Here is a 25,524-nt window from a genome sequence, read left to right on the forward strand (position 1 = left end):
GGGGCGCGCGTCAGCGCGAACCCGGGATCTGGAGGTTATTGCAAAGAGATTCCGGGTTCAGCGCTGGCGCGCTGCCCCGGAATGACAACCCATCAAGGTCTTCCGGCGTAATTCATGACCACGCTGTTCACCATCCTGTTCGACGGTGTCGCCTACGGCATGCTGCTGTTCGTGCTGGCCTGCGGGCTGGCGGTGACGCTCGGGCTGATGAATTTTGTCAATCTCGCCCATGGCGCCTTCGCCATGGCCGGCGGCTATATCTGCGCGGTGCTGGTAAATAACCAGGGCTGGCCGTTCTTCTCGGCGCTGCCGTTGGCCTTCGTCGTCAGCGCGCTGATCGGTGTGGCGCTGGAGCGCACGCTCTACCGCCACCTCTACACCCGCAGCCATCTCGATCAGGTGCTGTTCACCATCGGCCTGACCTTCATGTCGGTGGCGGCGGTGGACTACATCATGGGATCGTCGCGCATCTTCATCAAGCTGCCGGCGGCGCTCGAAGGCCAGTTCGACCTCTTCGGCGTCGGCATCGGCCGCTACCGATTGATGATCATCGTGATCTGCGGCCTGCTCACGGTGGCGCTGCAACTGATCCTGTCGAAGACCCGATTTGGCAGCCGCCTGCGCGCGGCGGTCGACGATCCACGCGCGGCGGGCGGGCTCGGCATCAACGTACCCAAGGTGTTTGCCTTCACCTTTGCGTTCGGCTGCGGCCTGGCGGGGCTCGGCGGCGCGCTCAGCGCCGAGATTCTCGGGCTCGATCCGTATTTTCCGCTGAAGTTCATGATCTACTTTTTGATCGTGGTGACGGTGGGCGGCTCCTCCAGCATCACCGGGCCGTTCCTGGCGTCGCTTTTACTCGGCATCGGTGACGTCGCCGGCAAGTATTATGTGCCGAAAATGGGACCCTTCGTCATCTACACCATCATGATCGTCATCCTGATCTGGCGTCCGAACGGTCTGTTCGGTCGCGCCGCCGCGCGATGAGCTTGCGATGACCGCAGTCTCCGACGTCTCATCCCACGCCATCGCTCGCGCCCGCTGGCGTCCGGCCGAGATCGCGTTCTGGATTCTCGCGCTGTCCTGCGCGTTCCTGTTTCCGTCCCGTTATCTGATCATGACCGATATCCTGCGGCTGGCGTTGTTCACGCTGTCGCTCGATCTGATCCTCGGCTACGCTGGCATTGTTTCGCTCGGGCATGCCGCGTTCTTCGGCGTCGGCGCCTATTCGGCTGGGCTGCTGGCCTTGCACGGCATCATCAACGAGCCGGTGATCGCACTGGTCGTCGCCGGCCTCATTGCCATGGCGCTCGGCTTCCTCACCAGTTTTCTCGTCATCCGCGGCGTCGACCTGACGCGCCTGATGGTGACGCTTGGCATTGCGCTACTCCTGGAAGCGCTGGCGGAGCGCTTCTCCAACATCACCGGCGGCACCGACGGACTGCAGGGGATCGAGATGCAGCCGATCCTCGGCGTGTTCGCCTTCGACATGTTCGGCAAGACCGGCTTCTTCTATTCCCTGATTGTGCTGTTCCTGCTGTTTCTGCTGGCGCGGCGGATCGTGAACTCACCGTTCGGCCTGTCGCTGCGCGCGATCAAAAACAATCCGCTGCGGGCGTCGGCGATCGGCGTTCCCGTCAACCGCCGCCTGATCGCGATCTATACGGTCGCGGCATTCTATGCCGGCATCGCCGGCGCGCTGTTCACGCAAACCACGGCGCTGGCCTCGCTCGACGTGTTCGCCTTCGAGCGCTCGGCCGATCTGATGCTGGTGCTGGTGATCGGCGGCACCGGCTATCTGTATGGCGGGCTGATCGGCGCGGTCGTGTTCAAGATGCTGCAGGAACTGTTTCAGACCATCACGCCGCAATACTGGCTGTTCTGGATCGGGCTCGTGCTGGTGGTGATGGTGCTGGTCGGCCGCGAGCGCATCCATCGCTGGGTGCTGTGGGGACCGAACCTCGTCATTCGCCAGATCTTCGGACGCAAGGCCGGCGTTGCCGTTCCCGAAAGCGATGCGCCATGACGATCGCGCTCGAAACCAGGGGTCTGGAAAAGTCGTTCGGTGGCTTGCGGGTTACGCGCGACCTGTCGCTGAAGGTGGAGCAGGGCGCCCGCCATGCCTTGATCGGGCCGAACGGCGCCGGCAAGACCACCGTCATCAACCTCCTGACCGGTGTGCTCAAGCCGAATGCGGGGCAAATCCTGCTCGAAGGCAATGACATCACCGACCTGGCGGTCCACAAGCGGGTGCTGCGTGGTCTGTCGCGCACGTTCCAGATCAACCAGCTCTATGCCGATCTGACCCCGCTCGAAACTGTCGGCCTTGCCGTCTCCGAGCGGCTTGGCCGCGGCGGCGACTGGTGGCGGCGGATGGGCACCCGCGGCGACGTCAACCAGGAGATCGCGGAGACGCTCGGGCGCTTTCATCTGCTCGACGTGATGAACGAGCGCACCGCGACGCTGCCCTACGGCAAGCAGCGCCTGCTCGAGATCGCAGTGGCAATCGCGACCCGGCCCCGCGTCCTGCTGCTCGATGAGCCGGCCGCCGGTGTTCCCGAAAGCGAGCGGCACGATATCCTGGCCGCCGTTGCCGCGCTGCCGCGCGACGTTACCGTGCTGCTGATTGAGCACGATATGGATCTGGTGTTTTCCTTCGCCGACCGCATTTCGGTGCTGGTTAACGGCGCCATGCTGGTGGAGGGCCCGCCCGACGAAGTGGCGCGCGACCCGCAAGTGAAAGCAGTCTATCTCGGCGAGGCGGCCGATGCGTGATCTTCTCGCGATCGATGCCTTGCGCGCCGGCTACGGCGAAGCCGTTGTGCTGCCCTCGATGTCGCTGACACTCGGGGAAGGGCAGGTGCTGGCGTTATTGGGACGCAACGGCACCGGCAAAACCACGCTGATCAACTCGATCGTCGGCATCACCCGCCGGTTCGGCGGCACGATTGGCCTTGGCGGGCTGGACATCACCGCGATGCGTCCGGACCAGCGCGCGCGGGCAGGAATCGGCTGGGTACCGCAGGAGCGCAATATTTTCCGCTCGCTGACGGTCGAAGAAAACATGACCGCGGTGGCGCAACCCGGCGCATGGACCGTGGAAAAGGTCTATGAGATGTTCCCGCGTCTGAAGGAGCGCCGCAACAATTTCGGCAACCAGCTTTCCGGCGGCGAGCAGCAGATGCTGGCGATCGGCCGCGCGCTGACCCTCAATCCGAAGGTGTTGCTGCTGGACGAGCCGACCGAGGGACTGGCGCCGATCATCGTTGAGGAATTGCTAAGAGCGCTCGGTACCATCACCCGCTCCGGGGGCATCTGCTCGATTATCGTCGAGCAGAACGCACAAAAGATTCTGGGGCTGGCCGATCGGGTTGTGATATTGGAACGCGGTGCGATCGTGCATGATGCGGCCAGCAGCGCGTTGAAGGCCGATCCTGCGGTGCTGGAGCGCTATCTCGGCGTCGCCGGTGCCGCCGCGCACTAGATTGATGGGAGTTGAGACCATGCAGAGAACCAAACCCCCGTTCCGCGCCGACGAGGTCGGCAGCCTGTTGCGGCCGCCACGCATCAAGGAAGCGCGCGCCAAGCTGGAGAAGGGCGAGATCACGCCGGAGGACCTGCGCAAGGCCGAAGACCTCGAGATCGAAAAGGTCGTGCACAAGCAGGCCTCGATCGGCCTGAAGCTGGCGACCGACGGCGAATTCCGCCGTTCCTGGTGGCATTTCGATTTTCTCGCCAAGCTCACCGGCTGTGAGCTGTTCCACCCCGAAACTGGCATTCAGTTCGCCGGCGTCGAGACCCGCCACGACGCCGTCCGCGTCATCGGCAAGCTCGACTTTCCCGACAACCATCCCATGCTGGATCATTTCCGCTTCCTGAAGAAGCATGCTGACACCGCGCATGTCACGCCGAAGATGACGATCCCGTCGCCCGCGGTGCTGCATTTCCGCGGTGGCCGCAAGTCGATCTCCAAGGAAGTCTATCCCGATCTGGAGGAATTCTTCCTCGACCTCGGCAAGACCTATCGCAAGGCGGTGAAGGCGTTCTATGACGCCGGCTGCCGCTACCTGCAGTTCGACGATACCGTGTGGGCCTATCTCTGTTCGCAGGAGGAGTTGCAGAAGGCGCGCGAGCGCGGCGACAATCCGGATGGTCTGCAGGAGATCTATGCGCGCATCATCAATTATGCGATCGCCGAGCGGCCGGCAGACATGGTGATCACCACCCACGTCTGCCGCGGCAATTTCCGCTCGACCTGGATTTCCTCCGGCGGCTATGAGCCGGTCGCGGAGACCATGCTGGCCGGCACCAATTACGACGGCTATTTCCTCGAGTATGATTCCGACCGCGCCGGAGGTTTCGAGCCACTGCGCTACTTGCCGAAAGGCAACAAGGTCGTGGTGGTCGGCGTCATCACCTCGAAGTTCGGCGAGCTCGAGAAGAAGGACGACGTCAAGCGCCGCCTCGAAGAGGCCGCCAAGTTCGCGCCGCTGGAGCAGCTTGCGGTCTCGCCGCAATGCGGCTTTGCCTCAACCGAGGAGGGCAACATCCTCTCCGAGGAAGAGCAGTGGGCGAAGCTCAGCCTCGCGGTGGAAGTGGCGAACGAGGTGTGGGGGAAATGACGCGCAGCGTCATCCCGGGTTGATGCGTAGCATCGAACTCTGATGCGCAGTTGCGCATCTGAGGATCTCGAGATTCCGGGTCTGGTGCTCGCGCACCATTTCCGGAATGACGGCACCACCGGCAATCACCTTTCCGCCAGGTAAACCTCGCCCAGCAGCGACGAGTTCGACCACGGCACCTGCTTGCCCTTGGTCGCGGCGAAGACTTCGGCGCGGACGCGCGTCAGCATTTGCTGCACCTCAAGCCCGGGCGTGCCGATATGGCGCGACAGCGCCGCCGAGAACGGGCTGTTGGCGCCTTCGCCGTCGAGCGCGACCTGTCCCGGTGCCGTCGCAAAGGCGATCAGCGTGCCCGCGCCGTGCGTCGCGCCGGCGCCGAGGCTAGCCGGCGCGGCCAGCCCTGAACCGACTTCGATGTCACGGGCCGGACCGGTGGAAGCCAGCTTCGGCGCCATCGGATTGTTGCGGCAGGCATCGAGGATCAGGATGTTGGTGCGGACCTGATCATCGAGGCCGGCCATGATCGTATCCAGGTCCATCATGGTTTCCGTGACACCGCTGCCGGGGCGAAGCTGGATATCGATTGGCACCAGATAGTTGCGGCCGTCGATCTGCACGCCGTGGCCGGCGTAGTAGACCACTGCCACCTGCGCCCGCGCCGCCTCGCGCAGGAAGTCGCGGATCGTTGCCTGCATCGCCATGCGGTCGAGGTCGGTGCCTTCCGTCACCACGAATCCGATGTCGCGCAGGCTTTTTGCCATCGCGCGCGCATCGTTGGTCGGATTGGGCAGCGGTCTGACATGCGCATAGGCGCCGTTGCCGATCACCAGTGCAACGCGCCTGCCGGTCTCTGCGCGCTGACGCTGCTCCATTGCGGCAGGCGGAGTCCGCCGCGCTGCGTCCGCTGGCGAAGCTGGCGCCACCGCGCCGCCTGGCCGCGGTGGCGGTGCGGTTGCCGTTCGCGGTGCGGGCGATACCGTCTCTGACAATAACGAGAGGCGAACTTTCGCGGTCGCCTGATTGGCCTTGCTGCCGGCGTCGGAGGCTTTGCCTTCGAGGGTTGCAGCGTAATCCTGCCTGGCGCGGTCGAGATCGCCCTTGGCCTCATAGGCGAGGGCCCGATGGATGTAGGCCGAGATCAATACGCTGCCAGGCGGCGTCATGATGTTGACCGGCGCCTTGGCCGTGGCCAGACGGATGGCTTCCGTGCTGTCGACGATGGCGCGGTCGAGGTCACCCTTCGCCCGCCAGATCACCGCGCGGCTGCTCAAGGGCTGCGGCAGTGTCGGATCGAGGCGGATCGCTTCGTTGATGTCAGATATTGCGCCATCGAGATCGCCGAGCGCCTGTTTCGATATGCCGCGGTTCTGCCAGGAGAACGCGGACGGCGGGCCGAGCTTGATCGATTGGTCGTAGTCGGCGATCGCCTTGGCGTATTCGCCCTTGCCGCGCCAGGCGTTGCCGCGGTTGTGGAAGATGATACCGCTCGGCGGCCCCATGCGCAGCGCATCGTTGAAATCGGCAATCGCGATGTCGTACTCGCCCTTGTCGTAGTAGGCTGAGCCGCGCAGATTGTACGCAGCGGTGCTTGCGTGCAGCCGGATCGCCTCGCTGGCGTCGGCGATGACCTGGTTGTAGTTGCCCTTCTTGTTCCAGCCGACCGAGCGCCAGAAATAGATGGTCGCGAGCTTCTCGCCGGAAAACACCTTCAGCGCGATGATCTTGTTGCAGGCGTCGATCTGCTGATCGGCGGGCGTGGTGTCCGTGGTGCAGAGCGGCCCAAGCTGGTTGCGCGGCTGGGCTGTGGAAGGCGCGGGCCACAGCGCGGCGGCGAGCAGGGCAAGTAGCAGGATTGTGCGGCGCATCAGGTCCCCATGATTGGCAATCGCAAGTAGCCGACACCGCTTTGTTGCCTCCCACGGAATGGCGGTTCAAGGCTGGCGCCGGTGCAGGCCGGCCCCGTCCGCGGAGGGCTTCCCTTCGGTGGGCAGATCGTGGTAGGACGATCCAGCCATCCGATGCTGCCCACCGAGATTTCCCAACTCTTCGCGATGAAGAACGACCAGATTCTCAGCAAGATCACCGAATTCTGCCGTCATGCCGACATGGCGGAGACGACGTTCGGACGGCGTGCCGTCAATGACGGCAAGCTGGTGCATCGGCTACGCGAGGGTAAACGCATCACCGTCGATACGCTGGACCGCATCCAGGCCTATATCGCGGCATCAACCGGCGCCCTTCCGCCGCCGCGGGGCCTTGACGTGCCGCCGGAAAAGCGCGATCCGCGCAGCAATTTCCGCTTTTTCGAGAACCGCCAGAAATACCTGCTGTTCGTCCACACCTGCAGCGAGAAGCGGGTGATCGCCGAGCGGGTGGCGCTGGAATTGTCCAGCCTGCACCCGCGGCCGCCGGCGCTTCGCGTCTTCGACGCCGGCGTCGGTGACGGCACGGTGTTGGCGCGGGTGATGCGCTCGATGCACGGCCGCTTCCCCCATATGCCATTCTACATCGCCGGCAAGGAGCTCAGCCTCGAGGACGTTCGCCTGACACTGGATAAGGTGCCGGACAGGCTGTTCGAGCACCCGGCGACCGTCGTCGTCCTGACCAACATGCATTATGCAGAGGCACCCTGGCTGACGCCGGCCTCACCAGCCGCGGCTGCCGGCATGATCTGGCATGAGGTCGCCCTGCGCGGAGCCTCTTCGGGGGAATTCGAGACCCAGATCGCCGAGTTGGGACCGTTTCTGGAACAGAACTGGCGGGCCAATATCAGCCCCAAATCGGGCATGCCGATCTATGAACGCCCGGTCGCGTTGGTGCTGTACCGCGACGATCACCGGTTCCTGCTTGATTCGATTATCCCCCGGGCGGGCCGGACCGAGGCCAATTTCGACCTTGTGATCGCTTCCCAGCCCTATCGGGCCAAATCCTCTGTGAATTTCCGCGCCAAGCGGATCATTGCCCCACTGGCTCGATCCCTGCGGGCAGGGGGCCGTTTGATTGGAATCCACTCCCATGGCCATGATCCGGGCCTCGAAATCATCCAGTCGGTTTGGCCCGGAGAAAATCCTTTCGCGGTAAGCCGCCATGAGCTATTGCGCGCGGTGAAATATGAGCTGGGGTCGGCTGGGCGGGACCTTAACTTTAATGCCTACGCCGATAACCGTTCCATCTTCCGTTATGATATGGAAGCGCTGCCCAACGAGGTCACCGGTTCGATCGGAACCTCGACGGCCTTTGCAGCGTGGAATGCGGCGGTGTATGTCGCCCAGATCGAAGACGACCGGCTGGCGGAAATGACGGAAAACAGCCGGACCCTCGATGCCACGAGAGAGGTTCTGCGCAAGCATAATGGGCTTTGGTTTTACGACGAATCCTACGTCATTTCGCGCCGTCGCGACTGACACTTCAGGAACACATTCACAAACAACCGTCGGAGTTCGACGAAAAAAGGGGTCTGCTTGATGCGCGCGTCTTACCTGTTCACCAGCGAGTCGGTCTCCGAGGGGCATCCCGACAAGGTCTGCGACCGGATTTCCGACGAGATCGTTGACCTGTTCTACCGAGAAGGGCCGAAGGCGGGCATCGATCCGTGGCAGATCCGTGCGGCCTGCGAGACGCTCGCTACCACCAACAAGGTCGTGATCGCCGGCGAAACCCGCGGTCCGGCGTCGGTCACCAACGACCAGATCGAAAGCGTGGTGCGCGAAGCGATCAAGGACATCGGCTACGAGCAGGAAGGCTTCCACTGGCAGAAGGCCGACATCGAGATCCTGCTGCATCCGCAGTCGGCCGACATTGCGCAGGGCGTCGATGCGCTGCAACCGGGCGAGAAGAAGGAAGAGGGCGCAGGCGACCAGGGCATCATGTTCGGCTACGCCACCAACGAGACGCCCGACCTGATGCCGGCGCCGATCTTCTATGCTCACAAGATCCTGCGGCTGATTTCAGAAGCGCGTCACTCCGGCCGCGAGAAGGTGCTTGGTCCGGACTCCAAGAGCCAGGTCACCGTGCAGTACGAGAACGGCAAGCCTGTCGCTGTGCGTGAGATCGTGGTCTCGCATCAGCATCTGATCGAGGACCTCTCCTCCAATCAGATTCGTGACATCGTCGAGCCCTATGTCCGCGAGGCGCTGCCGAAGGAGTGGATCAACGGCAAGACCATCTGGCACATCAATCCGACCGGCAAGTTCTACATCGGTGGTCCCGATGGCGATTCCGGCCTCACCGGCCGCAAGATCATTGTCGACACCTATGGTGGCGCGGCCCCGCATGGCGGCGGCGCGTTCTCCGGCAAGGACCCCACCAAGGTCGACCGGTCGGCGGCCTATGCCGCGCGCTACGTCGCCAAGAACATCGTTGCCGCTGGTCTTGCTGATCGCTGCACGCTGCAGCTTGCTTACGCGATCGGCGTGGCGCGGCCGCTGTCGATCTATATCGATACCCATGGCACCGGAAAGGTGCCGGAGGACCAGCTCGAGAAGGCGGCGGCGAAGGCGATGGATTTGACGCCGCGCGGCATCCGCACCCATCTCGACCTCAACCGGCCGATCTACGCTCGCACCGCAGCCTATGGCCATTTCGGCCGCACGCCCGACAATGAAGGCGGCTTCTCCTGGGAGAAGACCGATCTCGTCGAACCGCTCAAGCGCGCGATCTGACTTTTGCGTCATTCCGGGGCGCTCGCGACAGCAAGCGAACCCGGAATTCTTATCCATCATTTCGAGATTCCGGGTTCGCCTCTTTTGGGCGACCCGGAATGACGACTAGAAAGCAGGAAGCTCTCATGAACGCCCCCACCAAGTCCGCCTTCACCGACTACATCGTCAAGGACATTTCGCTCGCCGATTTCGGCCGCAAGGAGATCTCGCTGGCCGAGACCGAAATGCCGGGCCTGATGGCGACGCGCGAGGAATTCGGACCCAAGCAGCCGCTGAAGGGCGCCCGCATCGCCGGCTCCCTGCACATGACGATCCAGACCGCGGTCTTGATCGAGACGCTGGCCGCGCTCGGCGCCGATATCCGCTGGGTGTCGTGCAATATCTATTCGACGCAGGACCATGCGGCCGCCGCGATCGCGGCCGCCGGCATTCCGGTATTTGCGGTCAAGGGCGAGACGCTGACCGAATACTGGGACTACACCGCCAAACTGTTCGACTGGCACGGCGGCGGCACGCCCAACATGATCCTCGATGACGGTGGCGATGCCACCATGCTGGTGCATGCCGGCTATCGCGCCGAACAGGGCGACACCGCGTTCCTCGACAAGCCGACCTCGGAGGAAGAGGAGATCTTCTATGCGCTCGTCAAGCGCCTCTTGAGGGAGAAGCCGAAGGGCTACTTCGCGGAGATCGCCAAGAACATCAAGGGCGTCTCGGAGGAGACGACCACGGGTGTGCATCGCCTCTACGACATGGCGAACAAGGGCACGCTGTTGTTCCCCGCCATCAACGTCAACGACAGCGTCACCAAGTCGAAGTTCGACAACCTCTATGGCTGCCGTGAATCGCTGGTCGACGGCATCCGCCGCGGCACCGACGTGATGATGTCCGGCAAGACCGCGATGGTCGCGGGCTTCGGCGACGTCGGCAAGGGCTCGGCCGCCTCGCTGCGCCAGGCCGGCTGCCGTGTCATGGTCTCCGAAGTCGATCCGATCTGCGCGCTGCAGGCGGCGATGGAAGGCTATGAAGTCACCACGATGGAAGACGCCGCGCCGCGCGCCGACATCTTTGTCACCGCCACCGGCAACAAGGACATCATCACCATTGACCACATGCGCGCGATGAAGGATCGCGCCATCGTCTGCAACATCGGCCACTTCGACAACGAGATCCAGATCGCCGGCTTGCGTAACCTGAAGTGGACCAACATCAAGCCACAGGTCGACGAGATCGAATTCCCCGACAAGCACCGCATCATCCTGTTGTCGGAAGGCCGCCTCGTGAACCTCGGCAACGCCATGGGCCATCCGTCCTTCGTGATGTCGGCCTCCTTCACCAACCAGACGCTGGCGCAGATCGAGCTGTTCGCCAACAACAAGGACGGCAAGTACCAGAAGAAGGTCTATGTGCTGCCGAAGACGCTGGACGAGAAGGTGGCCCGCCTGCATCTCGCCAAGATCGGCGTCAAGCTGACGGAGCTGCGCAAGGACCAGGCCGACTATATCGGCGTCAAGCCGGAAGGTCCTTACAAGTCGGATCACTACCGCTACTGATTTCAGGCCGCCTGTGGTGCGGACGCCGCCACCGAGCGAACACAGAGCCTCGACAAGCCCCGGAGCGATCCGGGGCTTTTTTGCTGGCCGGGCTGTACAAGCTGCCGTGATTTCTGGCGCTTTCGCGCCGGAAAGGCCGTCGAATTCTGCCGGCGCTTCGATACATCATGTATCGCTGCGGTGAGCTCACAATGCGAGTTGCAATTTCTGCCTGCTGCCCATTACATCTGAAAGCAGGGAGATCGCCATGACCGACACGGCAGAACATTTCGACGTCCTCATTGTCGGCGCCGGCCTGTCCGGCATCGGGGCGGGCTATCACCTGCAGGAGAAGTGCCCCGGCAAGAGTTACGTGATCCTCGAGGGCCGCGATTGCATCGGCGGCACCTGGGATCTGTTTCGGTATCCCGGCATCCGCTCCGACAGCGACATGTACACGCTGGGCTATTCGTTCCGGCCGTGGACCGAGCCGAAGGCGATCGCCGACGGGCCGCGGATCCTCAACTATGTGCGCGAGACCGCGATCGACAACGGCATCGACAAGAAGATCCGATTTCACCACCGCGTCAAACGCGCGTCGTGGTCGTCGGCGGATGTGCGATGGACGGTGGAAGCCGAGCGCACGGTGGACGAGGGCGCGACCGAGACGGTCCGCTTCACCTGCAATTTCCTGTTCATGTGCTCGGGCTATTACAAATACGAGGAAGGCTACACGCCGGAGTTTTCCGGCTCGGCGGATTTCCAAGGCCAGATCGTGCACCCGCAGAAATGGCCCGAGGACCTTGACTACGCCGGCAAGCGCGTCGTGGTGATCGGCTCGGGCGCGACTGCGGTGACGCTGGTGCCTGAAATGGCCAAGGCGGCAGCGCATGTCACCATGCTGCAGCGTTCGCCGACTTATGTCGTGGCTCGGCCGGCAGAAGATGCGCTTGCCAACAAGCTGCGCCAGAATCTCTCCGCGAAACTCGCCTATCATCTGATCCGCTGGCGCAACGTGCTGTTCGGCATGTATTTCTTCCAACTCTGCCGCCGCAAGCCTGAACGCGCCAAACAACTGATCCTTGGCGGCGTCAAGATGGCGCTGGGGCCGGAATACGACGTGGCTAAGCACTTTACGCCGCGCTACAATCCATGGGAGCAGCGGCTCTGCCTGGTGCCGGACGGCGATCTCTTCAAGTCGATCCGCGACAAGCGCGCTTCCGTCGTCACCAGCGAGATTGATACCTTCACCAAACACGGAATCAGGCTGAAGGACGGCAGCGAGCTCGAAGCCGACATCATCGTCACCGCGACCGGCCTGGTCCTGCAGGTGCTCGGCGGCCTCGAGGTCAGCGTCGACGGCCGCACGATCGATTTCGCGCGCACGCTGAATTACAAGGGCATGATGTATTCGGACATCCCGAACCTGGCCTCGGCGTTCGGCTACACCAATGCATCATGGACGCTGAAGTGTGATCTGACCTGCGAATATGTCTGCCGTCTGATCAACTACATGGAGCGGAACGGCTATAAGCAATGCATGCCGCATAATGTCGATCCGTCGGTAACGGAATTGCCGTCGCTGGATTTTTCGTCCGGCTATGTGCAGCGCTCGATCGCAAAATTGCCCAAGCAGGGGTCGAAGCGGCCGTGGCGGCTGTATCAGAACTACGCGCTCGATATCGTCAGCTTGCGCTACGGCAAGATCGACGACGGCGTGATGCAGTATTCGTGAGGCCGGCAGCATTCAGGGCCCGTGTCCGGATACTCCATGCGTCATTTCGCGTATACGGGCGTGAAGGCGAATCGTCCAAACTATCCTCACGGTTAACGCCAGATTAACCGGCGTGCTGCTACGCTGAGTGACTTGCGGCACCTGACAGCACGAGGAAGCCCATGGATGCCCAGCGAATTGCCGTCGATGCCCTGGTGGCGCTGACTGATTGCGACCGCGAGGCAGCGATTGCCTTCATCCGCAAGTTCTACCTGGCCGGCGTCCGCGATCCGAAGCGACTCACGTTCAAGGGACTGCAGGCACTGCGGAGCTGAGAGGCAGTCTCGACGCAAGTAAAGCCGTCATGCCCCGCCACCGGGTCGCGCAAACGCGCGCCCGATGACAGGCTCCAGCGGGAAGGCGTCTAGTACGCCGCGGCTACTAATCCATGGCTTCTCTGGATTGCTGGGGTCACGCGCCTTCGCGGGTGACGACAAGGGAGTATGACTTCGCGATCTCGCCATATCATCTGTGCAAGAACCGCTCGCCAGGGGCGCAGAGAAGATCGAGTGCTTGCTGCCTGCCGCGCTGACGCCTTCTTGCAACACCTCGAACGGGCTTTCGGACCTTGCTCCCGCTCCGGTAGCATGGTGAAATATGGGCCGAAATGTAATCAACGGAACCAGCACCAGCCCAGGCCTATCGGGCAGCGGATCAATTCCGCGCATCACGGGTACAGGAACCGGAAAATGCTGCAGCAGCTTTTCGCGCCACAACTTGTCGTCCTCTACATCCTTGTCGCGTCCACGCTCTACGTGCATTTCCGCGGCCGCGAGCGGCTTCGGATCGCGCGTCAGCTCGGCGATCACTCAACCTATCTCGCGCCTTACAATGTGCTGATGTATGCGGGCTCGGCGGTTCCGAACCAGCCGGTGATCCCGGTCGAGCGCTTTCCTGAACTGGCAAAGCTCAGCGAGAATTGGGAGACGATCCGCGAGGAGGCGGTGCGGCTGTTCGACGAGGGCTTTATCCGCGCCGCCGCCAAGAACAACGACTGGGGCTTCTACTCGTTCTTCAAGAGCGGCTGGAAGCGGTTCTACCTGAAATGGTATGACGACTTTCTTCCCTCGGCCCGCGGCCTGTGTCCGAAGACGGTCGAACTTCTAAATTCGATCCCGACGGTTCACGGCGCGATGTTTGCCATGCTGCCGCCCGGCGGCAAGCTCGGCGCGCACCGCGATCCCTTTGCGGGCTCACTGCGTTATCATTTGGGCCTCGTCACGCCCAATTCGGACAAATGCCGGATCCTGGTCGACGGTGTGCCGTGCGTCTGGCGCGATGGCGAGGCCTTCATGTTCGACGAGACCTTCATCCACAGCGCCGAGAACGCCACCGACGTCAACCGTATCATCCTGTTCTGCGACGTCGAACGTCCGATGAAATACGGCTTCATGACCGCGATCAACCGCTGGGTCAGCCACCACATCGTCAAGGCCTCCGCGACGCAGAACATGGAAGGCGAGCATGTCGGTGTGCTCAACAAGGTCTTCGGCAAGCTATACGACGTCCACCTCGCCAGCCGGCGCGTGAAGGAGTGGAACCGCAAGGTTTACTACACGCTGAAATACAGCCTGATGGTCGGGATCGTTGGACTGATCGTTCTGTCGGCGTTGCGATGAACGCGCGCACCGCAATCATTAGACCCTCGTGGCGCGCAATAGGGGCGCCCGATGGTAATGGATGCGCCTAAGACGGCGGGTTACGCTTTCGCTCACCCGCCCTAAGCATCGAAACCGACGGCTACGGCATCAACCGACGACCACTTCGCTGATCTGAATGACCGGAGACTGGTCGGTATAGTTCGGGATGTCGGCCATGATCTCCTTGGCGTGCGGCCCGAATCCGGTCTGAAATGCCTCGATCGAGTCGCAGAAGATGTGACACATGCCGACATAGGTGGCGGGAGCGCCGGGCGCGCCGCCGGCTAACCCCTTGTCGACCGTGTAGGACTTGCAGGCCTCGCCCATGCGGGCTTTCACGAGCGGCATATGCTTGTCGCGGTAATAGTCGTGATCGAAGCGCCCGCCGGGTGTATTGGGATACATTACGCTGACCTTGATCATGGACGTGCCCTCCAATCTGATGTTTGCCGTTGTTCTCCGGCTATATCCGAAATCTGCGGCAGTTTTGCGGATCTTGCAACCGCAACGCAGCACATCTTCGCTTGGCGTGCAGGCGCGACCGCTTTGATGGGTATCGCTTGCGCTCCACCGCATCCTGCGGCTCCCGCAACGAAAAAGCCCCGGATCAGGTCCGGGGCTCTATGTCTTGCTTTCGCGCGGCCTATTCCGGCTTGCCGATGGCAACCTTCAGCGTGCCGACGCCGTCGACGCCGCATTCGATCTGATCGCCGGGCTGGAGCTGCGAGACGCCGGCCGGCGTTCCCGTCATGATGATGTCGCCGGCGGCGAGCTTCACCTGCTGCGAGAGCTGCCAGATGATTTCAGGCACGTTCCAGATCAGCTCGGTGAGATCGCCCTTTTGCGCTTCCTTGCCGTTCACCGTTAGCCAGATCTTGCCCTTGGCGGGATGGCCGATCTTGGAAGCCGGCTGGATCGCGGAGCACGGCGCGGAGTAGTCAAACGACTTGCCGATCTCCCATGGCCGCTCCTTCTTGCGGGAGGCAATCTGCAGGTCGCGGCGGGTGAGGTCGATGCCGACCGCATAGCCATAGACATGGTCGAGTGCCTTGTCGGCGGGAATGTTGAGGCCGCCGCTCTTCATCGCGACGATCAGCTCGACCTCGTGATGCAGGTCCTTGGTTAGTGGCGGATAGGGGATCGTGGCGCCGTCGGGCACCAGCATGTCGGCATGCTTGCCGAAGAAGAACGGCGGCGCGCGCTCGTCATTGCCCATCTCGCGGATGTGCTCGAGATAGTTGCGCCCGACGCACCAAATGCGGCGGACCGGATAGGAGCCCGTCTCACCGACGACGGGGAGCGAGGGCTGCGGAGGAGCAGGAATGACGTAGGAAGCTGCGTTCATGAAAAGGGTCTCAACGGGTTACAATATAAAACCGGCGGGTCGCTTTTACGCGGTTGCGGTGACCGGCGCCAGACTGGGCGGACCGGCTTCGCGCTGCTGCAGGCGGAAGAACGAGGCGTAGCGGCCGCCGCGCCGCAGCAAATCGTCGTGCTGGCCGCGTTCGACGATCTCGCCGCCCTCGACCACCAGGATGGCATCCGCATGCATGATGGTGTGCAGGCGGTGGGCGATCACGATGGTGGTGCGGTTCCGGCAGAGATGGTCGATCGCTTCCTGCACTGCCTTCTCGGATTCCGAATCCAGCGCTGCAGTCGCTTCATCGAGCAGGATGATCGGCGCGTTGCGGATCAGCGCCCGCGCCACCGCAATGCGCTGACGCTGGCCGCCGGAGAGCTGCGTGCCGTGTTCGCCGACCGGCGTATCGTAGCCGAGCGGAAAGCCCATGATGAAGTCGTGCGCGCAGGCCGCCTTCGCCGCCGCCACGATCTCAACCTGGCTGGCGCCTTCCTTGCCGAAGGCGATGTTGGCGCCGATCGTATCGCGGAACAGATAGACGTCCTGACCGACATAGCCGCTCTGCCGCCGCAGCGAGCGCCGCGAGACCGCCGATATGCTCTGGCCATCGATCAGGATGTCACCGCTGTCCACCTCATAGAGCCGCAGCAACAGCGCGAGCACGGTGGATTTGCCGCCGCCGGAGGGGCCGACCAGCGCGGTGGTCTTGCCGGGCTCGGCGACGAAGCTCATACGCTTCAACACCGGCTCGTCCCGCCGGTAGGAGAAGGCGACGTCGCGGAACTCGACCCGGGCGGTCGAGAGCTTGAGCGCCGGCTTGTGGTCATCGGGCGGCTCGCTCGCCGGGCTGTCGACGATTTCCAGCAGCATCCTGGCGCCGACCAGCTTGCTGTTCAGATCGATATTGAGCCGCGACAGCCGCTTGGCGGGTTCGGTCGCCAGCAGGAACGCGGTCATGAAGGAAAAGAACTGGCCCGGCGTGGCGCCGAGCGCGACCACGCTGTAGCCGCCGTAGAGCAGGCAGCCGGCCACCGCGAAGCCGCCGAGCATTTCCATCAGCGGATTGGCGCGGTTTGACACCCGCGCCATCTTGTTCGAGTTGCGCTCGACGATCGCGATGTTCTCGTCGATCTGCCGCTGCATGGCTTGTTCCAGCGTGAACGCCTTCACCGTGCGGATGCCCTGCAGCGCTTCCTGCATGGTCTCCATGATGTCGGCGCTGCCGGTGAACTGGTTGTGCGCGAGCCCCTTGATACGCTTCACCAGCTTGCGCAGAAACAGCATCGCGGGCGGCACCACCAGAAGGCCGATTAGCGACAGGATCGGATCCTGCGCGACCATCACCGCGACAAGCGAGATCAGCAGCAGCACGTCGCGCCCGACTGCATTGATCAGGAGCTCCATCACTTCGGTGATGGATCGCGCGCCCGATGTCAGCCGCGCCAAAAATTCGGATGAATGCCGCTCGGAATAGAACCCGATGCTTTCGTTCATCAGTTTGGCGAACAGCCGTCGCTGGTTGTTGGCGAGGATGGCGTTGCCGATCTTAGACAGGATCACGGAATGGCCGTAGGTCGCCACGCCCTTGACGAACAGCAAGATCACCGTGACGCCCGACAACAGCGCGATGCCGAGCACGTTCTTGTCGACATAGGCCTGGTTGATCACCTGGCCCAGAATATAGGCCGAGCCCGCGGTAGCGCCGGCCGCCAGGCCCATCAGCGCGAACGCCAAGAGATAGCGCCGCCAATAGACGATGCCCTGTTCCATGACGAGGCGGCGAATCAGGATCGCCGCGCCATAGGGATCGTCGGTGATTTTTCGTGTCGGTTGCTTTGGAAGTTCGGTCATCCGCGTTCCATTGACGGCGCCTGGATAGCCCGGCGCGTCAGGGCTCGTGCGATGCCTCCTTGCCTGCTAAAGCGGGGTTTTTCAAGCCAAATAAGCGCCTGATTTCAGGCCGATTCCACCCGCTGCGGGTGGTCGCCGCGCTCGCTGAACAGCCGCTTTTCCCAAGTCAGCGCGTGGCCGGCAATGGTTTCGAGATTGTCGTATTGCGGCGTCCAGTCCAGTACGGAGCGGATGCGGCCGGTGTCGGCGACCATGGTCATGATGTCACCAGGGCGGCGCGGCGCATACGACACCGCGAAATTGCGCATCGAGACGTGGCGCACAGCCTCGATGGTTTCCAGCACTGAATAGCCGCGGCCGTAGCCGCAGTTCAGCGTGATCGAGCTTCCGCCGCCGCGCAGATATGACAGCGCGGCGCGATGGGCCTGCGCGAGGTCGCTGACATGAATGAAGTCGCGGATACAGCTTCCGTCCGGCGTCGGATAGTCGGTTCCGTACACGTCGACCTTGGCACGCTGGCCGGTGGCGGCCTCGACCGCGATCTTGAGCAGATGCGTCGCGCCGACGGTTGAGAGGCCGCAGCGACCGTCCGGATCGGCGCCGGCGACGTTGAAATAGCGTAACACGACATACTTCATGTCGTGCGCGCTGGCTGTGTCATGCAGCATGATTTCGGTCATCAACTTGGAGGAGCCGTAAGGCGACGTCGGCCGCGTCGGCGCATGTTCCGGCACCGGCACCTGGTCCGGATTGCCATAGACGGCTGCCGTTGACGAAAAGATGAAGCGGCTGACACCGCTCTTCACCGCCGAATTCAACAGGCTGCGGGTCGTCATGGTGTTGTTGCGGTAATAGCCGAGCGGATCGCGCATCGAATCCGGCACCACGACGGAGCCTGCGAAATGAATGATGCTCTCGACGCGGTGCTGGGCGATCACGCTCTCGACGAGGTTTTCGTCGCCGGCGTCGCCGATGAACAGCGGCACTGGACGAGGCAAAAGTGAGGAAAATCCGGTGGACAGGTTATCGATCACGACGACATTTTCGCCGGCATCCACCAGCGCATGAACCGTATGACTTCCGATATAGCCGGCGCCACCGGTGACGAGCACGGTCATGGGTCACCTCTCCCGTTTTATTTCAGGCGATGCTAGGGGGCTCGCGGTGAAGAGGGGGTTTCGGCCCAGCCCGAACTGGTCACTATGCTTAATGTTGCGTATAGGAACTGGCCGAAACGGAGCCGGACGTGCCGATCGAGAACCATTTGGCCAGTGATCTGCAACTGATCGTGCCGAATCTGCACTGGCGCTATTCGGGCGTCACGGCGACCAACCGCATGGTGGCGCCGAAACTCGCCCAAATGTACCGCGCGGCATGGCTCGGGCCGCACGCTCCGGATGGCATCGCGCGGATGGGCTTTGCCGATCTCTTGAAACTCTGGCGCCGCCGCAACCCGCTGATCTGGCATGCGCGGCGCAACGACGAGATGATCGTGGGCGTATTGCTGCGCGCGCTCGGCTGGCCGCTGAAACTCGTCTTCACCTCGGCGGCGCAGCGGCATCACAAGCGGCTGACGCGCTGGCTGATCCGGCAGATGGACGCGATCATCGCGACCTCCGAACTATCGGCGTCGTTTCTCCGGCGCGAGGCGACGGTGGTGATGCACGGTGTCGATACCGATCGCTATGCGCCGCCGTCCGACCGGGCGGCGGCATTTGCTGAGGCGAAACTGCCGGGACGTTACGCGATCGGCTGCTTCGGCCGCGTGCGTGCGCAGAAGGGTACGGATGTGTTCGTCGAGGCGATGTGCCGGCTGTTGCCGTGCTATCCCGATTTCACGGCCGTCATTGTCGGCGCGATCGTGCCGGAGCAGCAAGCGTTCGCCAATGATTTGAAGCAGCGAATCGAGGCCGCAGGGCTGCGATCGCGCATCGTCATCACCGGCGAACTCGAAATCGAGGAAGTGCAGCGCTGGTATCAGCGGCTGACGATCTACGCTTTCACCTCGCGCAACGAAGGCTTCGGTCTAACGCTGATCGAGGCGATGGCGGCAGGCGCGGCGCTGGTGGCATCGCGCGCCGGCGCAGCGCAGTTTGTAGTCGAGGACGGCGTGACTGGCGTGCTGACGCCACCGGGCGATGCCGACGCGCTGGTCGCCGCGCTGGAGCCGCTGATGCGCGATCCGGCATCGGCAATGGCGATGGGCGAGCGGGCACGGGCGCGGGCCGTAGAGAAGTTCAGCCTCGAAGCAGAGGCGAAGGCGATCGCCGCGGTTTATCGGACGCTCGGCTGACTGACCAACAGGCGATGGGCGACATCGGCTACATAGGAGGGATCGATGTCGCGCATGCAGCGATGGTCGTTCATGGTGCAAACGGTGCGCTGGCAGGGCTGGCAGGGCAGCACGGATTTGGTCTGGAGAACCGTGGCGGCGAGACCGTTCAGCGGCGCCCAGAGATAGGGGCTGGTGGGACCAAAGATGCCGATGGTCGGCGTGCCGATCGCAGCCGCGATGTGCATCAGGCCGGAGTCGTTCGAGATCGCGACCCCGGCCGCCGCCATCGCCAGGATACCGTTGCGCAGGTCGCTGCCGGTGAGATCGCGGGCCTTGTCGCCGGCAGCGGAGACGATCTCCTGCGCCAGCGCCTTCTCGCCGGGGCCGCCGATCACCCAGACATCGAGCCCGCGCTCGACCAGCAGCCGTGCGGCGCCGGGATAATAGGTCCATCGTTTCGAGGCGCCGACGGAACCGGGCGCCATCGCCACCGCGGGGCCCGTGCCTAGGCCATTGGCCTGACGCCAGCGCGAGACTTCCTCTGAAGGCACCACGAGCTGCGGCACCGGCCATTCCGGCGGCAGCGCTGCGCCGGAGGGCAGCGCCAGCGCGGCATTCTTGTCAATGAAGCGGGGCAGGGCCTTCTCGCCCCAGCGCATCCGGTTGATCAGCCCGATCCGCGCCTCGCCGAAAAAGCCGACGCGCTCCGGGATCCTGGCCAGCGTGGGCGCAATCGCAGCCTTCCAGGTGCGGGGTAGGACGAGGGCGGTTCCATACCCCTGGGCGCGCAGTTCGGATGCGAGGCCCCACTGCTTGGCCAGCGCAAGCCGGCTGCGCGGCAGGTCCCAGACAATGCCCGCCCGGACACCGGGCATATAGTCGACCAACGGCGCGCACAGGGAGGTCACCAGGAGGTCGACCGGGCGATTCGGCCAGCGCTTCTTCAATACCCGCACGACGGTATGGCCGCGTACGAAATCGCCGATCCACATGTAGGGCACGATCAGGATAGGCCTTGTATCGGCGGCATCTTCCGTTCCGATCCCATCGAATGAATTAACGTTCATACTTTGGCTATATTGTTGGCTAACCGGTTGTGGTCCCGTCGGTAACTGCTCCCCATCGGCAGGTAAAGCCATCTATCGATATTCGCTTCGCCAAAGAACCAAAGTTGCCTGCCGCGCGGGAGTGGGGCAAAGCTTTGCCCGGACAATCATGGCAGGGGATGGCATGTTGCTGGTGACCGGGGGCGCCGGTTTTATCGGGTCGAACGTCGTGGCTGCGTTGAATGACGCCGGCCGGGACGTGGCCGTGTGCGACGTGCTCGGCCATGACGGCAAGTGGCGCAACCTGGCCAAGCGCCGGCTCGCCGATTTCGTGCCGCCGCCGGAACTGATGGACTGGCTGAAGGGCCGCCGGCTGGAGGCCGTCATCCATCTCGGTGCCATCTCCGAGACCACGGCGACCGACGGCGACCTCGTGATCGAGACCAATTTCCGCCTGTCGATGCGGCTCCTGGACTGGTGCACGGCGAACGCGACGCCGCTGATCTACGCGTCCTCGGCCGCGACCTATGGCGACGGTGAACAGGGGTTTGGTGACGACCAGTCCATGGACGCGCTGAAGCGGCTGCGGCCGATGAACCTCTATGGCTGGAGCAAGCACCTGTTCGACATGGCAGTCGCCGAACGCGCCGCGCGCGGCGAACTGCTGCCGCCGCAATGGGCCGGGTTGAAATTTTTCAACGTGTTCGGCCCTAACGAATATCACAAGGGCGCGATGATGAGCGTGCTGGCGCGGCGCTTCGACGACATCAGGGACGGGCGCCCCGTGCAATTGTTCAAGTCGCACCGCGAAGGGATTGCCGATGGCGACCAGCGCCGCGATTTTATCTATGTCGATGACGTCGTCCGCGTCACGATGTGGCTGCTCGGAACGCCTGCCGTCAGCGGCATCTTCAACGTCGGCACTGGCACCGCGCGCAGCTTTCGCGAGCTGATGCTGTCGGCCTATACAGCGCTCGGCGCCAAGCCGAACATCCAGTATATCGACATGCCGGAAGCTATTCGCGGCAGCTATCAGTACTTCACTCAGAGCGAAGTCGATCGGCTGCTGCGCGCCGGGTATAATGGCGGCTTCACCGCGCTGGAAGACGCGGTCGAAACCTATGTGAAGAATTTCCTCAATCGCGCCGATCGCTTTCGCTGACGGGCAACGGATAGACAGATGTTCGACTTCGAAACCCTGAGCCGGGCGATTGCCCGTCAGACCGTGCTCTGCGTCGGCGACCTCATGCTCGATGAGTTCGTTTATGGCGAGGTGTCACGCGTTTCGCCGGAAGCGCCGGCGCCGGTCATCGCGGTCCAGCGCAGCGAGACCAATGTCGGCGGCGCCGGCAATGTCGCGCGCAACATCGCTTCGCTCGGGGCGCGCTGCATCTTTGCAGGCTTGGTCGGCGAGGATGAGGCGGGCGCGAAGCTGAAGGCGAATCTGGCGCGGGAGACGTTGATCGAGGCCGTGCTGGTATCGGATCCCTTGCGGCCGACGACGCGGAAGGTGCGCTTCGTCTCCGAACATTTTTCCACCCACATGCTTCGCGCGGATTGGGAGCTGGTCGTTCCGGCTTCAACCGACGTCGAGCAAACGCTGATCGACGCGATCCTGCCGCATCTGCCGCGCGCCGACATCGTGCTGTTGTCCGACTATGCCAAGGGCGTGCTGACGGCACGGGTCATCCGCAACATCATCGACACCGCAAAGAAGCTCGGCAAGCGCGTGATCGTCGACCCCAAGAGCGCCAATTTCGCGATCTATCGCGGCGCCACACTGCTGACACCCAACCGCAAGGAGTTTGCCGAAGCCACCCGCAGCCGCGCCGATACTGACCAGAACATCGCCGAGGCGGCGCAGGACGCGATGAATCTGGCTGATTGCGAGGCGATGCTGGTGACGCAAAGCGAACACGGCATGACGTTGGTGGTTCGCGGCGGCGAAGCGATCCACGTGCCGGCGCTGCCGGTCAAGGTGCGCGACGTCTCCGGCGCGGGCGACACGGTTGCCGCGGCGCTGGCGCTGGCGCTTGCGGCCAAGGCCGATTGGGAGGCGGCACTCCGGATAGCGAATGCGGCGGCGGCCGTCGCGGTCGGCAAGAAGGGCACTGCGACCGTGACGCCGTCGGAACTGCGGCGGAAGATTCTGCCGCATGCGTCGCTGGCGGCAGAAGAAAAGATCGTGCCGGCCGGCGGCGACCTCGATACGCATCTTTCGGACTGGCGCAGGCAGGGGCTGCGGGTCGGATTCACCAACGGCTGCTTCGACATTCTGCATCCCGGGCACGTCAAGATACTGACGGCCGCGCGCGGCGCCTGCGACCGACTGATCGTCGGCCTTAACAGCGACGCCTCGGTGAAGCGGCTGAAGGGCGAGGGACGTCCCGTTCAGGACGAGCAGGCGCGGGCCGAGGTGCTGGCGGCGCTGGAGGCGGTCGATCTCGTCGCGATCTTCGAGGAGGACACGCCGATCGAACTGATCGCGAAGGTGAGGCCGAGCGTGCTGGTCAAAGGCGGCGACTACACCCGCGAACAGGTTGTCGGCCACGAAATCGTCGAGGCCGACGGCGGCGAGGTCATGCTCGTCGACATTCTGCCCGGCCACAGCACGACGTCGCTGGTCGGCCGCGCCAGGGGAGGCAAGGCGTGAGCGCAAACGCACTTTCCACGCCGATGGCCAAGGCGCTGCCGGTCTGGCGCGATCCAGCCGCGTGGATGAAGGTGAGCGACGTCGTCGCTGTCCTGCTTGCGCTGTCGCTGCCATGGTCGACCTCGCTAGTCGGTATTTTCGGCGCCGTCCTGCTTGTCACGGTTGCGCCGACGGTCGAGTTGAAAGGCTTTGTTGCCTCGCTGAAGCGCCCGATTTCCGCGCTGCCGATCGCGCTGTTCGTTCTGACGCTCGTCGGAACCCTGTGGTCGGACGCCACTTGGGCCGCGAGGCTCTATGCCGTGGGGCCGGCCGCGAAGCTCCTGCTGCTTCCGGTCCTGCTCTATCATTTCGAGCGCTCGGCGCGCGGATCGTGGGTGCTCGTGGCGTTCCTCGTTTCGTGCACGCTGCTGATGCTGATGTCCTGGCTGGTGTTTTTGCGTCCCGAACTTTCGTTGCGGACGCCGGAGCTCGCCGCGCGCGGCATCTTTGTCAAGAACTACATCGCGCAGAGCCAGGAATTCACGCTGTGCGCGGTCGCGCTCGCCTATCCGGTCATCATGCTGCTGCGGGAAAAGCGGATTGCGTTGGCCGTACTGCTCACCGCCATCGCCTTCGGTTTGTTTGTCAACATGGCGTTCCTGGTGGTGTCGCGCACGGCGTTGGTGACGGTGCCGATCATGTTTGCGGTGTTTGCGCTGTTGCATTTGAGGTGGCGCAGCATCGTCATCATCCTGTGCGTGGCGGCCGCCTTCGCTGCCGTGGCCTGGCAGACATCGCCAGCATTGCGCCAAACCGCGGAGACGTTTGGCCGGGATTATCGGCTCTACAAGGAGCAAAACATACCGACATCGATCGGGCTGCGGCTCGAGTTCTGGCGGAAGTCTCTTGGCTTCTTCGCCGAGGCACCGCTGATCGGTCACGGCACCGGCGCAACGCGCGGCCTGTTCGAGCGCGTCGCCACGCCCGGTTCCTACCAGGCCAGCAGCGAGGTGATCGGAAACCCGCATAACCAGACGCTCAACGTCGCGGTGCAATGGGGCCTTTTCGGTGTCGTCATATTGTACGCGATGTGGATCCTGCACCTGCTCCTGTTCCGAGGCGACGGGTTCGCCAACTGGATCGGCCTTTTGGTCGTGGTGCAGAATATCTTCACGTCGCTCTTCAATTCCCACATCTTCGATTTTCATGAAGGCTGGATGTATGTGCTGGGGGTCGGGGTAGCCGGAGGCATGGTCCTGCGCGCCAGGTCCGGCGCCGCGCAAGGGTCCGCAACGGCCCCGCCATGATTGCTGGCATGCGCGCCGGAGATAAGATATCAGCGGACATGGGACGCCCAGCGAATCCCCATCGTTTCCGCGGCCGGCCACAGGAATGACGCCTCTTTCGCAACTGACCCGTCGCAACTACCTGATTGCAGCGCATGATGCGCTGGCGACGGCGGTTGCGCTGCTCGCCAGCTTCTACCTGCGTTTCGACGGGGGTGAAGCCTTCTATGCGCGCCTGCCGCCGGTGTTGCGCATTCTGCCGTTCTTCGTCGCCTTCAGCGTCGTGATCTGTTACGTCTTCAAGCTGACGACGACGAAATGGCGCTTCATTTCGCTGCCCGATGCGTTGAACATCCTGCGTGTGGCGACGGTTCTGGCGGTCGCGCTCGTCGTGCTGGACTATGCCTTCATTTTCGGTGCGTCGAACGGCAAGGCGCCGGTACTGTTCGGCCGTATCACCATCATTCTCTACTGGTTTCTGCAGGTGTTCACGCTGAGCGCGCTCCGCTTCGGCTATCGCTATTTCCGTTACACCCGCGTTCGCCGCCACGCCCAGACCGAAGGCGCGTCGGCGACGTTGTTGATCGGCCGCGCCGCCGATGCGGAGGTGCTGCTGCGCGCGATCGAGAGCGGTGCGGTCAAGCAGCTTTGGCCGGTCGGCGTATTGTCGCCGTCGGCGGCGGACCGCGGGCAGTCGATACGCAACGTGCCGGTGCTCGGCGGGATCGACGACGTCGAAGATGTGGTCCGCGATTATGCCGGACGGGGAAAGCCGATTTCGCGGGTCGTCATGACGCCGTCGGCGTTCGAGCCGGAGGCCCATCCCGAGGCGGTCCTGATGCGGGCCA

The 25,524-nt window shown here is 63.3% G+C and carries 23 protein-coding genes; 16 read left to right on the plus strand and 7 right to left on the minus strand.

Translation table 11 applies throughout. From position 1 onward, the window contains the following. Positions 1-114 precede the first annotated feature (114 nt). From HCN50_RS31460 to HCN50_RS31480, 5 genes are read left to right on the plus strand one after another with little or no spacing between them, the layout of a single operon-like run. Positions 115-984 (plus strand): branched-chain amino acid ABC transporter permease, encoded by an 870-nt coding sequence (locus HCN50_RS31460; RefSeq protein ID WP_171713763.1) that lies wholly within the window; start codon positions 115-117, stop codon positions 982-984. 7 nt (positions 985-991) lie between these two features. Further along, positions 992-2,023 carry a branched-chain amino acid ABC transporter permease gene (locus HCN50_RS31465; RefSeq protein WP_171713764.1) on the plus strand — a complete coding sequence of 344 codons (1,032 nt, stop codon included), beginning with the start codon at positions 992-994 and terminating at the stop codon, positions 2,021-2,023. Continuing rightward, on the plus strand, positions 2,020-2,772 hold the full coding sequence (locus tag HCN50_RS31470; RefSeq protein ID WP_171713765.1) for an ABC transporter ATP-binding protein: 753 nt from the start codon (positions 2,020-2,022) through the stop codon (positions 2,770-2,772). The genes HCN50_RS31465 and HCN50_RS31470 overlap by 4 nt, the downstream gene beginning before the upstream one ends. After that, on the plus strand, positions 2,765-3,481 hold the full coding sequence (locus HCN50_RS31475; RefSeq protein WP_171713766.1) for an ABC transporter ATP-binding protein: 717 nt from the start codon (positions 2,765-2,767) through the stop codon (positions 3,479-3,481). Before HCN50_RS31470 ends, HCN50_RS31475 begins: the two co-directional genes overlap by 8 nt. A gap of 19 nt (positions 3,482-3,500) precedes the next feature. Continuing rightward, positions 3,501-4,619, plus strand: coding sequence for a cobalamin-independent methionine synthase II family protein (locus HCN50_RS31480; protein ID WP_171713767.1), 1,119 nt, complete (start codon positions 3,501-3,503; stop codon positions 4,617-4,619). A gap of 125 nt (positions 4,620-4,744) precedes the next feature. Here HCN50_RS31480 and HCN50_RS31485 read toward each other — a convergent pair whose 3' ends face one another. Together HCN50_RS31485 and HCN50_RS31490 are read right to left on the minus strand one after the other, a co-directional pair. Then, complete coding sequence (locus HCN50_RS31485; protein WP_171713768.1) at positions 4,745-6,484, minus strand: caspase family protein; 1,740 nt, start codon at positions 6,482-6,484, stop codon at positions 4,745-4,747. 66 nt (positions 6,485-6,550) lie between these two features. Continuing rightward, a complete protein-coding gene (locus tag HCN50_RS31490) occupies positions 6,551-6,778 on the minus strand; it encodes a hypothetical protein (protein ID WP_171713724.1) in 228 nt (75 codons plus the stop codon). Here HCN50_RS31490 and HCN50_RS31495 point away from each other — a divergent pair. The 6 genes from HCN50_RS31495 (at position 6,671) to HCN50_RS31520 (ending at position 14,205) form a co-directional block, all read left to right on the plus strand. Beyond that, the gene (locus tag HCN50_RS31495) at positions 6,671-8,023 is read left to right on the plus strand and encodes a hypothetical protein (RefSeq protein WP_171713789.1); all 1,353 of its coding nucleotides are present in this window, start codon (positions 6,671-6,673) and stop codon (positions 8,021-8,023) included. The genes HCN50_RS31490 and HCN50_RS31495 overlap by 108 nt on opposite strands. Before the next feature lie 60 nt (positions 8,024-8,083). Beyond that, on the plus strand, positions 8,084-9,280 hold the full coding sequence (gene metK / locus HCN50_RS31500) for a methionine adenosyltransferase (protein WP_171713769.1): 1,197 nt from the start codon (positions 8,084-8,086) through the stop codon (positions 9,278-9,280). A gap of 125 nt (positions 9,281-9,405) precedes the next feature. After that, positions 9,406-10,833: an adenosylhomocysteinase gene (gene ahcY, locus HCN50_RS31505; protein ID WP_171713770.1), complete on the plus strand. Its 1,428-nt coding sequence runs from the start codon at positions 9,406-9,408 to the stop codon at positions 10,831-10,833. A gap of 247 nt (positions 10,834-11,080) precedes the next feature. Beyond that, a complete protein-coding gene (locus tag HCN50_RS31510; protein WP_171713771.1) occupies positions 11,081-12,547 on the plus strand; it encodes a flavin-containing monooxygenase in 1,467 nt (488 codons plus the stop codon). A gap of 161 nt (positions 12,548-12,708) precedes the next feature. After that, a complete protein-coding gene (locus HCN50_RS31515; RefSeq protein WP_171713772.1) occupies positions 12,709-12,861 on the plus strand; it encodes a hypothetical protein in 153 nt (50 codons plus the stop codon). 414 nt (positions 12,862-13,275) lie between these two features. Further along, complete coding sequence (locus HCN50_RS31520) at positions 13,276-14,205, plus strand: aspartyl/asparaginyl beta-hydroxylase domain-containing protein (protein WP_171713773.1); 930 nt, start codon at positions 13,276-13,278, stop codon at positions 14,203-14,205. Between the two features lie 129 nt (positions 14,206-14,334). On the opposite strand, the gene HCN50_RS31525 is transcribed toward HCN50_RS31520, so the two are convergent. The 4 genes from HCN50_RS31525 to galE form a co-directional block, all read right to left on the minus strand. Further along, on the minus strand, positions 14,335-14,649 hold the full coding sequence (locus HCN50_RS31525; protein ID WP_171713774.1) for an EthD family reductase: 315 nt from the start codon (positions 14,647-14,649) through the stop codon (positions 14,335-14,337). Positions 14,650-14,869: 220 nt separating this feature from the next. Continuing rightward, positions 14,870-15,571, minus strand: coding sequence for a fumarylacetoacetate hydrolase family protein (locus tag HCN50_RS31530; protein ID WP_171713775.1), 702 nt, complete (start codon positions 15,569-15,571; stop codon positions 14,870-14,872). Positions 15,572-15,616: 45 nt separating this feature from the next. After that, positions 15,617-17,437: an ABC transporter ATP-binding protein gene (locus HCN50_RS31535; RefSeq protein WP_171713776.1), complete on the minus strand. Its 1,821-nt coding sequence runs from the start codon at positions 17,435-17,437 to the stop codon at positions 15,617-15,619. Positions 17,438-17,541: 104 nt separating this feature from the next. Then, positions 17,542-18,555, minus strand: coding sequence for a UDP-glucose 4-epimerase GalE (galE, locus tag HCN50_RS31540; RefSeq protein WP_171713777.1), 1,014 nt, complete (start codon positions 18,553-18,555; stop codon positions 17,542-17,544). A 128-nt stretch (positions 18,556-18,683) separates the two neighbouring features. On the opposite strand from galE, the gene HCN50_RS31545 reads away from it, so the two are divergent. Further along, positions 18,684-19,730, plus strand: coding sequence for a glycosyltransferase family 4 protein (locus HCN50_RS31545; RefSeq protein WP_171713778.1), 1,047 nt, complete (start codon positions 18,684-18,686; stop codon positions 19,728-19,730). On the opposite strand, the gene waaF is transcribed toward HCN50_RS31545, so the two are convergent. After that, the gene (gene waaF / locus HCN50_RS31550) at positions 19,712-20,779 is read right to left on the minus strand and encodes a lipopolysaccharide heptosyltransferase II (protein ID WP_171713779.1); all 1,068 of its coding nucleotides are present in this window, start codon (positions 20,777-20,779) and stop codon (positions 19,712-19,714) included. The genes HCN50_RS31545 and waaF overlap by 19 nt on opposite strands. Before the next feature lie 163 nt (positions 20,780-20,942). Between waaF and rfaD the strand changes: the two genes are divergently transcribed. The 4 genes from rfaD to HCN50_RS31570 all read left to right on the plus strand — a co-directional run. Next, positions 20,943-21,920, plus strand: coding sequence for an ADP-glyceromanno-heptose 6-epimerase (gene rfaD / locus HCN50_RS31555; RefSeq protein ID WP_171713780.1), 978 nt, complete (start codon positions 20,943-20,945; stop codon positions 21,918-21,920). An 18-nt stretch (positions 21,921-21,938) separates the two neighbouring features. Continuing rightward, complete coding sequence (gene rfaE1 / locus HCN50_RS31560; protein ID WP_171713781.1) at positions 21,939-23,411, plus strand: D-glycero-beta-D-manno-heptose-7-phosphate kinase; 1,473 nt, start codon at positions 21,939-21,941, stop codon at positions 23,409-23,411. Continuing rightward, entirely contained in the window at positions 23,408-24,697 is a 1,290-nt protein-coding gene (locus HCN50_RS31565; RefSeq protein WP_376700345.1) for an O-antigen ligase family protein, read from the plus strand. Before rfaE1 ends, HCN50_RS31565 begins: the two co-directional genes overlap by 4 nt. Before the next feature lie 85 nt (positions 24,698-24,782). Next, positions 24,783-25,524: nucleoside-diphosphate sugar epimerase/dehydratase (locus tag HCN50_RS31570; RefSeq protein ID WP_376700346.1), on the plus strand; the 742-nt coding region annotated here is incomplete at its 3' end.

Source organism: Bradyrhizobium archetypum, from assembly GCF_013114835.1.
Classification (GTDB): Bacteria; Pseudomonadota; Alphaproteobacteria; order Rhizobiales; family Xanthobacteraceae; genus Bradyrhizobium; species Bradyrhizobium archetypum.

Coding starts and splice junctions, on each gene's coding strand:
- HCN50_RS31460 (WP_171713763.1), top strand. CDS start 115: ATGACCACGCTGTTCACCATCCTGTTCGACGGTGTCGCCTACGGCATG.
- HCN50_RS31465 (WP_171713764.1), top strand. CDS start 992: ATGACCGCAGTCTCCGACGTCTCATCCCACGCCATCGCTCGCGCCCGC.
- HCN50_RS31470 (WP_171713765.1), top strand. CDS start 2,020: ATGACGATCGCGCTCGAAACCAGGGGTCTGGAAAAGTCGTTCGGTGGC.
- HCN50_RS31475 (WP_171713766.1), top strand. CDS start 2,765: ATGCGTGATCTTCTCGCGATCGATGCCTTGCGCGCCGGCTACGGCGAA.
- HCN50_RS31480 (WP_171713767.1), top strand. CDS start 3,501: ATGCAGAGAACCAAACCCCCGTTCCGCGCCGACGAGGTCGGCAGCCTG.
- HCN50_RS31485 (WP_171713768.1), bottom strand. CDS start 6,484: ATGCGCCGCACAATCCTGCTACTTGCCCTGCTCGCCGCCGCGCTGTGG.
- HCN50_RS31495 (WP_171713789.1), top strand. CDS start 6,671: ATGAAGAACGACCAGATTCTCAGCAAGATCACCGAATTCTGCCGTCAT.
- HCN50_RS31490 (WP_171713724.1), bottom strand. CDS start 6,778: ATGCACCAGCTTGCCGTCATTGACGGCACGCCGTCCGAACGTCGTCTC.
- metK (WP_171713769.1), top strand. CDS start 8,084: ATGCGCGCGTCTTACCTGTTCACCAGCGAGTCGGTCTCCGAGGGGCAT.
- ahcY (WP_171713770.1), top strand. CDS start 9,406: ATGAACGCCCCCACCAAGTCCGCCTTCACCGACTACATCGTCAAGGAC.
- HCN50_RS31510 (WP_171713771.1), top strand. CDS start 11,081: ATGACCGACACGGCAGAACATTTCGACGTCCTCATTGTCGGCGCCGGC.
- HCN50_RS31515 (WP_171713772.1), top strand. CDS start 12,709: ATGGATGCCCAGCGAATTGCCGTCGATGCCCTGGTGGCGCTGACTGAT.
- HCN50_RS31520 (WP_171713773.1), top strand. CDS start 13,276: ATGCTGCAGCAGCTTTTCGCGCCACAACTTGTCGTCCTCTACATCCTT.
- HCN50_RS31525 (WP_171713774.1), bottom strand. CDS start 14,649: ATGATCAAGGTCAGCGTAATGTATCCCAATACACCCGGCGGGCGCTTC.
- HCN50_RS31530 (WP_171713775.1), bottom strand. CDS start 15,571: ATGAACGCAGCTTCCTACGTCATTCCTGCTCCTCCGCAGCCCTCGCTC.
- HCN50_RS31535 (WP_171713776.1), bottom strand. CDS start 17,437: ATGACCGAACTTCCAAAGCAACCGACACGAAAAATCACCGACGATCCC.
- galE (WP_171713777.1), bottom strand. CDS start 18,555: ATGACCGTGCTCGTCACCGGTGGCGCCGGCTATATCGGAAGTCATACG.
- waaF (WP_171713779.1), bottom strand. CDS start 20,779: ATGAACGTTAATTCATTCGATGGGATCGGAACGGAAGATGCCGCCGAT.
- rfaD (WP_171713780.1), top strand. CDS start 20,943: ATGTTGCTGGTGACCGGGGGCGCCGGTTTTATCGGGTCGAACGTCGTG.
- rfaE1 (WP_171713781.1), top strand. CDS start 21,939: ATGTTCGACTTCGAAACCCTGAGCCGGGCGATTGCCCGTCAGACCGTG.